Genomic DNA, 7,360 nt, shown 5'->3' with positions numbered 1-7,360 from the left:
ATCGAACACCTCAAGAAGTGGAAGACCTAATACGCATGTCAGCTTAACGAGTTAACTTTTTTCTGTCCAAAATATTGACTCAGGTCCATGTATTAGGAAATGACATAAAACAAAGGAGTAAAGGTGAAGTGAATTTCCAATTAAGAATTAACCGAAGGAACCCTCCAATCATCTCCTGCCTATAAATAAAACGGATTAGCGAGAGACAACTGCCAAAAACGATGACATGGGAAACGTTGGAGGGACAAGCCTTGATCTGTTAGGTAAAAAACATGTTGAATATCGATCAAGATTTATATACATAAGGAATAAGCAAGACCATGATAAAAATCATCTCGGGAATATCTAGAACGATCAGAGTAAACGCAATACCCATGATTAGGAAAATCCCATGCCGTAAATAATTTTCTTTTATTCCTTTGATCATCATGTTTTTAAATGAAAAGAAAAGGACTAAATAGAAAGCCAGATATATCCCTATAACCGCCAATAGAGGCAAAGTAATATCTACATGTTTCACGACTTTTAAACCTAATCCGAACAAAACGACTTGGCAAATAAGCAAAGCCAAAATAGTATGCTTGTTTATCATCTTATACTTTTTTCGAAACTCTTCAATGTTGAAGTCCTTATCCTTAACTTCTTTTTGATAGTCCCTGTTCATTTGATTCATTAGTTGTATAATTCTAAAAAATCTAGACTGAACAGGAAAAAGGATGAAACTAAATATGATGGAAATCAGGACAACGTTTAAAATCGGGTTTATGTCACTGGGAATTATACGAACAATGTATGTATCAAGCAATACTGACATCCCCGAAAAATAATAAAACATGGCTGCTGCGATAAACAAAATGATTGTTTTATTTTTTGCGATACTCATATTTACTCACCAACTGTCAGCTGATTTATCAATTCATTTCTAACCGCTAAGATATCAAGCTTATCCACTGAATCAAGGGACCCGAACAACTCAGCCACCGTATATTCTCCTAACCGGTATTCTGTCATATAATCATAAATATTGTGTAATTGATTAAAATTGATTACTAATTCGTTCATGAATCTCCATTGATAATCTTTTATATATGTTTCGATGAAATGCTCATCCATGCTTAATTGCTGTATGAGTGATGAGAATCGTTTCTGATCACTCTTTTTCACCTTTAAATAACATGAGTGTTGATTTGTAGATATAAACAACCCAACGGATACATCGTATTCTAATTGTTGAGCTAAATGTTTTATCATGTCAGCTATAAGATGACAAATCATTCGGTTTTTCAAGTAATCGCCATGTTCGACTGGCAACAATATCATATCTTTGTTCATTTCAACCTCATTGACATTCACCTTATGGGTTGGTTTTCCATATTGTGTCGTCATTACAGCCGTTGGTATGTGGAAGAGGTCTATGTCCTGGTTGCCTCCAATTACATAAATGGATGTGTTTTCAGGTGTATAATACTTTTGAGATATAAGCTCAAATTCTTTTCTTCCCATCCTGCTAATGGATTCTGCACTCCCTAAAATGCAATGTCTTTCCTTTTCTATACTCTCTTGTCCATTTAACCTAGCGGTCCCGGCACCATTTATTTCGTTGATGATAATATTTCTCTCTAAACTGATCGTCTTTTCATCATATTGGTGATGATATAAAAAGGTCAAAAGCAGATTCAAATTCTCATTGATTGATTCTTCCTTAGATAAAAATACGTAATCTGTGAATTCGAGAGTCGTATAGGCATTTAAAATGGCCCCTCTTTGGAAAAATAGATTGTAAATATTTTCCCCGTATCTCCAAAACTTTAGATGTTCTAAGAAATGAGCAGCTCCATTATGATAAGTAAGCCCGCCAATCCCTACTCTTACAGCTGCCAACACTAAATAAGAATCCTCAATCTTATACCTTGTCACATTGGTAGAACCGACTTGTTTTCGGTTCAATGACTCATCTAGTTTTTTAACAAAGGATTTATTAAGCATCGTCAACCACCTTCCACGATGGAGGTCCCTACCCATCGCATGTTTGCTTTTAACCGATAAAAGTCAGCTATATCTGTATTTTGTATGGCTTTTAGAAAACTCTCAGGGTTTTTATACTCTCCATGTTGTTTTATCACATGCGACAATAATCCATTGATGTCTTCAAATCTAAATCTGCTTTCATTCTCAAACATCACCTTCGATAAAGAGAAACTTACGGAATCAAATTCGATAGATTCAATGGTATGCTGTATTTTTGTCAATATAGTTGAAAGTTGATTTTTACTGCATAACACCGTAATAAATAAGAGGTTACTCTCCTGATCGTAGTGTGAGGAGATATGATACAAATTTTCGTCAACCAAGCGTAACGTTTTAAATAGAACGGAATGTCCATATTTTCCGATATACCCATCAAACATTGGGATAAGGATTTCCCTCTCTAAGTCAGTTACATGTTCAAACGTATAGGCGCATGTCAGGATGCTATATTCCTTAGAGAAATCAGTTCGAATGTCTTCCACTCCCTCATTTATGACAGCAGGAATGTAATAATTAAAATCTTTAATATTTGATATATGTATCGCTCCATCATTTATATGGTAAAAGAGGCCGTCTCCTTCACAGATTTTATTAACCATATCGGGAGCTGCATAAATGATGTTATCAGTAATCTTATTCATCTTCTCAAAATTCCCCAGCCGATCTGAACCATATTTCTTATCTGCAAATAACCGATCCTTTAAACGAATACTTCCAGAATGGGAGTCGGAATGTTTATATTGTTGTATTTTATTAATCAGTTTTTCCTTTGATTTTTCAAATTCATCCAACAGTTGCAAATCATTAACATCTTGTATCGCCTGGTAGATTTCATGGATGCTTTTAACATTCTTTGTAGCAAAGGCTGGAGGAATATAATTGAGTCCAAGAATGAAATAAGAGTGATTCATTATGATAGATTTTCGTAAATGGAAGTGTAGAACCGGATTTACTTCTACAGATTTTCTAATCACTGTTTCTAACATATCAGTTAACAGCAGTTGATGTTCAAAGTCTTTTTCCTGAGTAAATTCCATGCCGCTTGCAGAAACCTTCGCCAAAACATGAATCGTATACTTTTTAATACCATTAATTTTTATATCCATAATATCCTTTCTCTACCTTTACATATTTACGTACAGTCATGATCCCTATGATTAGTAATCCAACCAATATGAAAAAAATTGTTAGATTCTTCACAAATACTAAAAACATGATCGGAGTGATAACTAAGAAAGAGAGATATTTTTTAGGGTTTTTCCATATTTGCTGAGTATTATTCCAATCTAGAATCGGTTGATACTCATCAAACTTCACCCTTACAAACACAGCAAGCGCTGAGATGATATATAATTTGAACCAAATAATAATGGGTGTCTGATCTAGAAAATGCGTAAAAATCAAATACACGGATAAAATGATGTATGACAATATCAAAGAGAATAAATACTTAGCTGCAAAAACCATTTTTCGATTGATTGGATAATAAATAAATACTTCTCTACTATGTTTATCTAGAGAAAATAATAGATAGATTGGCGAAACAGCAAAGACAAGTATCAAGATAAATAAATACTTTATATCGGTCTGCCCAAAAGGATTATCATGAAGGTTGAAAATAAGAAACATACCAAACGTGATGATACCTAAATAATTAATCACACTAGGTTTTTCCTTTAGAAAACGTTCTAACTCTCTTACAAACAAAGAATACTGTTCTTTATGACCCTTGGAATTTGCCGATTCCTTCATCGGGTTAAAATACAGCTGGCTGAAAGCGCCAATGCAACACACGATTGCTAATAACAGTGCGAGTATACTTAATGAAATCGATGATAAATATGTAATTGACACTAGTAACATCGCCAACAAGAATCGTATCCACCTTTTTTGGATGCTTTCACCTATCAAGATCCCCAACAACACCCCTGCATATGACAGCAATACATATTGCGTAACAACGAGCATGCCTTCTACTCCAGCTACAGTGCCATTAATCAATGAATAAACAGGCAGGATTAATAGGAAAATCAGTTTACGAATGCTAATTTCATAAATCATATAGAAAGATAATGCCAGCAGAAATTTTAGCCTATCAACCGGAATATATAATAGGTTTTTATATAAGCTCGTATTCTTTAACGACTTATAATACGCATATGACAAGTAAGCACTTGAAAGTACAATGGCCACCTTTAAAAATGTCTTTGTTAAAACATAGAAACCAATCGCATAATGTTTGATTAAACTGTATTCTAAATAGATAAGTACGCCTAATGCTGCGAGGTTGATGAACATCTTTTTAGGTATATACTTATCACTATCCCATTTAATCAACGCATTTACATACTGAAGGATCATCATACTACAATGAGAGTTCCTTTCTTAAGTTTGTAGAGGGACTGATTATGATGCTGTCTCCTATCTTCTTATTTTTAATGTAGTAAACTTCATCACACCACTTCTCTACAATATCAACTAGATGGGAAGAAATAATCACCAACCGGTTTTTAGATACATATTCCCGCAGCATGCCTAAGAACACATCTACAGATTTTAAATCTAATCCATTTAATGGTTCATCTAGAATAAGGATAGGGGGGTCAATCATGAAGGCCGCGATTATTGAAACCTTCTGCTTGTTTCCTAATGAAAGGTGCTTGATTTTATAAAAAGGATATTTTTCAAACTGAAATAATTGGACCAAATCATCAAATCGCTCTCGATGCCATTTTACATTATATGAGTCTAGTAAGAATTTGATATATTGGGTGCTCGTCATTTCATCTAACGCCATCGGGGTATCGGATATATAAAATCTTTTATATTTACTTTCATTTATGTCCTTCACTTGTGCGGAGTCAGCAATTGTAATGCCGTCCATATTGACCATGCCTGTAAATCGAGAATGGACTCCACATAGAACATTTATTAAAGTGGATTTCCCTGAGCCGTTTGCTCCTAGCAAAGCATATATTCTCCCGGTGCGGAAAGAAATGTTAATGTCTTCTAAGACATTAACATTTCTTTCATACCAAACCGTTAAATTTTTGATTTCTATGATTTTATCCATTCGAACCACTCTGAAAAAACCTGATGGCAAACAGAGCTGAAATAGCAAGGAAGAATAGACTAAATAACCAGTCTTGTTTTATAGCAAAATTGACTGCCCCTGCTATAAAGACTAAACAAATGATTAAACTTAACATCTTCTTGTTCATAAAACCACTCCTAAACGTATTCCAATAAAGGTTCCAATGACTGACCTTTCGTCCAATTACAATGATGCTCACGGTGATTTTTATTAGCATTTAGCCCTTTCAAATAACAGCCGCTGCAATAACTACTGAACGGGCATTCTTTAGAACATAAACTGCTTTGTTGAGGAGCCTGCAGCTGCCAAAGCTTATTTACAATCTCTCCAGAAAATATCTTCTTATAATCTTGCGTTTTCAAGTTCCCCAAAGAGAAGTTTTTAGGAAACAATGCACATGGCCTTAAATTCCCATGCGGGTCCATGACCACTGATCGCCAGCCCGCTCCACAGTTATTAGCCTTATTCCTGCTTAGAGGAACCAACGGTATGATATCTTGGTTTGCTTCAACAACTTTCATCTCAAACTCATTGAACTCTTTCATTGAATCTCTAAATTTCTTCAAGTCTTCCATGTTCTTTCCCCGGCCAAAGTCGTCAATCCAATTGTAGGCAAAAGCCTTTGCGCCTAAACTTCTCACAAGGCTGGCCATTTCTCCTATCTCCCACATATTATCCTCGTAAATAGACATCCCGACCCTGACGAAGATGCCTCTCTCCGCTAATCGTTGAATATTTCTACACGTTTGTTTAAATGCGTTACGCTTGCCTCTAAATTTATCGTGTTTTTCCGGATTAGCGCTGTCTAACGAGATGGCGACGATGATTTTTTCCTTGTAAGCCGTAAGCAGATTTAATACATCTTCCCTTAGTAGTGTTGCATTGGTTAATATTCCTATTTTATGAAATAAACCAAGACTAAACTCTAACATTTCTTTCGCCTGTGGATGTACAAAAACTTCTCCTCCAGTAATTTCACAGGTCAACACCCCATTATGATACATCTCTGATGCTATCCTTTTAAACTCTTCTAAAGATAGAGTATCTTCCACTTTTGGTGAACTTTCTAAATAGCAATGCTTACACTCCAGATTGCACTTATGTGTAATTTCAAAAGTGGCGTGCAATGGTGTCACATACTCTTTACTCCCACTAGTATGTATGGGGCGGTATTCTTTCTTTTCGGAAATACTCAATACATTTTTCTGCAGCAATTCTCTGACTAAGTTTTCAAACCACGGCAAGTGTTCACTTAAGTCCTCATTGTATTTTTGGCACATACTCTTTAAAATTTCTAACGGTTCACGAGTCCCATCGAAGGACATGCAAGCTTCATAGGCTGTTTCATTTATATCTAAATATTCAAATTCATCCACTTTGAATTTTGTATCTTTATAGTTGACTTCTATGACCCCACCTAGAGGCAATTGGTGTATGCGGGCATTCCCATTAAAATATACATACTTCCCCACTGTATCCCCTCCTCATAAACAGGGCATAGCAAAGAATAAAATTTGCTATGCCAATGTTTTAGAACCAGACGTCCAACATCCCAAGACTACATCAAATTCTAATTTGAAATATCTACTGTTCCAGTGATGCCCACAATCTCAAAATCAGGAAACGGGCCATCAATCACACAGACCGTACTAACTGAACAAGCATTATAGCCTTTGCTAGCAACCATCTCAGAGTCCTCCTGATTATCATGATTGCTTAACTTGCAAAATTCTTCTGCATTCATTTCTTAACCTGAAATACCAAATGTCCCGGTAATGCCCATGATTTCAAAATCAGGGAATGGACCATCGATCAAACAAGCAGCACCAATTGAACAAGCACTGCATCCTTTATTCGCAACCATAATACCTTTTTCCATAATAGACCCCTCCTCATTATATTTGCACCAAGGTTTTAACCCTCTTAAGAGTGACTAGTCTGATAGCTATCATCCTTAATTATAAATAAGTAGATTTGTTTAGTTCGAGCGCTCATTTATAATGTAGCATATGAATGATAAGCTGCTGCCACAAACCCACTGCAAGGCCTCGCAAAAAAACTGCGGTGCACGCATATGTTTGACTTCAATTGCTCTATCTGACCGTTCCTTTATGCTCTCTTAAATCAATCAATTAGCTTATAAAACCATAAGAAAAACCGGGCATAGCCCGGTCCTTTTCATGGTTAGAGAATATCCGATAATTTGTACTCTATGCCATGTACCCCTTTATAATACTC

General features: G+C 35.6%; 8 protein-coding genes. All 8 read right to left on the bottom strand.

Features of this window, described 5'->3' with window-relative positions; all coding sequences use genetic code 11:
- Window positions 1-286: 286 nt before the first annotated feature.
- Entirely contained in the window at window positions 287-883 is a 597-nt protein-coding gene (locus QY97_RS18400) for a hypothetical protein (RefSeq protein ID WP_039236252.1), read from the bottom strand.
- Window positions 884-885: 2 nt separating this feature from the next.
- On the bottom strand, window positions 886-1,986 hold the full coding sequence (locus QY97_RS18395; RefSeq protein ID WP_039236249.1) for an insulinase family protein: 1,101 nt from the start codon (window positions 1,984-1,986) through the stop codon (window positions 886-888).
- 2 nt (window positions 1,987-1,988) lie between these two features.
- Window positions 1,989-3,134: a hypothetical protein gene (locus QY97_RS18390; protein ID WP_039236246.1), complete on the bottom strand. Its 1,146-nt coding sequence runs from the start codon at window positions 3,132-3,134 to the stop codon at window positions 1,989-1,991.
- Window positions 3,118-4,365 (bottom strand): hypothetical protein, encoded by a 1,248-nt coding sequence (locus tag QY97_RS18385; RefSeq protein WP_156994627.1) that lies wholly within the window; start codon window positions 4,363-4,365, stop codon window positions 3,118-3,120. Before QY97_RS18385 ends, QY97_RS18390 begins: the two co-directional genes overlap by 17 nt.
- Before the next feature lie 28 nt (window positions 4,366-4,393).
- On the bottom strand, window positions 4,394-5,101 hold the full coding sequence (locus QY97_RS18380; RefSeq protein WP_039236241.1) for an ATP-binding cassette domain-containing protein: 708 nt from the start codon (window positions 5,099-5,101) through the stop codon (window positions 4,394-4,396).
- A gap of 158 nt (window positions 5,102-5,259) precedes the next feature.
- Window positions 5,260-6,594: a radical SAM/SPASM domain-containing protein gene (locus QY97_RS18375; protein WP_039236238.1), complete on the bottom strand. Its 1,335-nt coding sequence runs from the start codon at window positions 6,592-6,594 to the stop codon at window positions 5,260-5,262.
- A gap of 98 nt (window positions 6,595-6,692) precedes the next feature.
- On the bottom strand, window positions 6,693-6,809 hold the full coding sequence (locus tag QY97_RS18370; RefSeq protein ID WP_039236236.1) for a subtilosin A family bacteriocin: 117 nt from the start codon (window positions 6,807-6,809) through the stop codon (window positions 6,693-6,695).
- Window positions 6,810-6,869: 60 nt separating this feature from the next.
- Entirely contained in the window at window positions 6,870-7,001 is a 132-nt protein-coding gene (locus QY97_RS18365) for a subtilosin A family bacteriocin (RefSeq protein WP_039236233.1), read from the bottom strand.
- Window positions 7,002-7,360 lie beyond the last annotated feature (359 nt).

Origin of the sequence: Bacillus thermotolerans (assembly GCF_000812025.2) — a bacterium.
Taxonomy (GTDB): Bacteria; Bacillota; Bacilli; order Bacillales; family Domibacillaceae; genus Quasibacillus; species Quasibacillus thermotolerans.
This window is presented reverse-complemented; position numbering and strand designations above follow the sequence as displayed.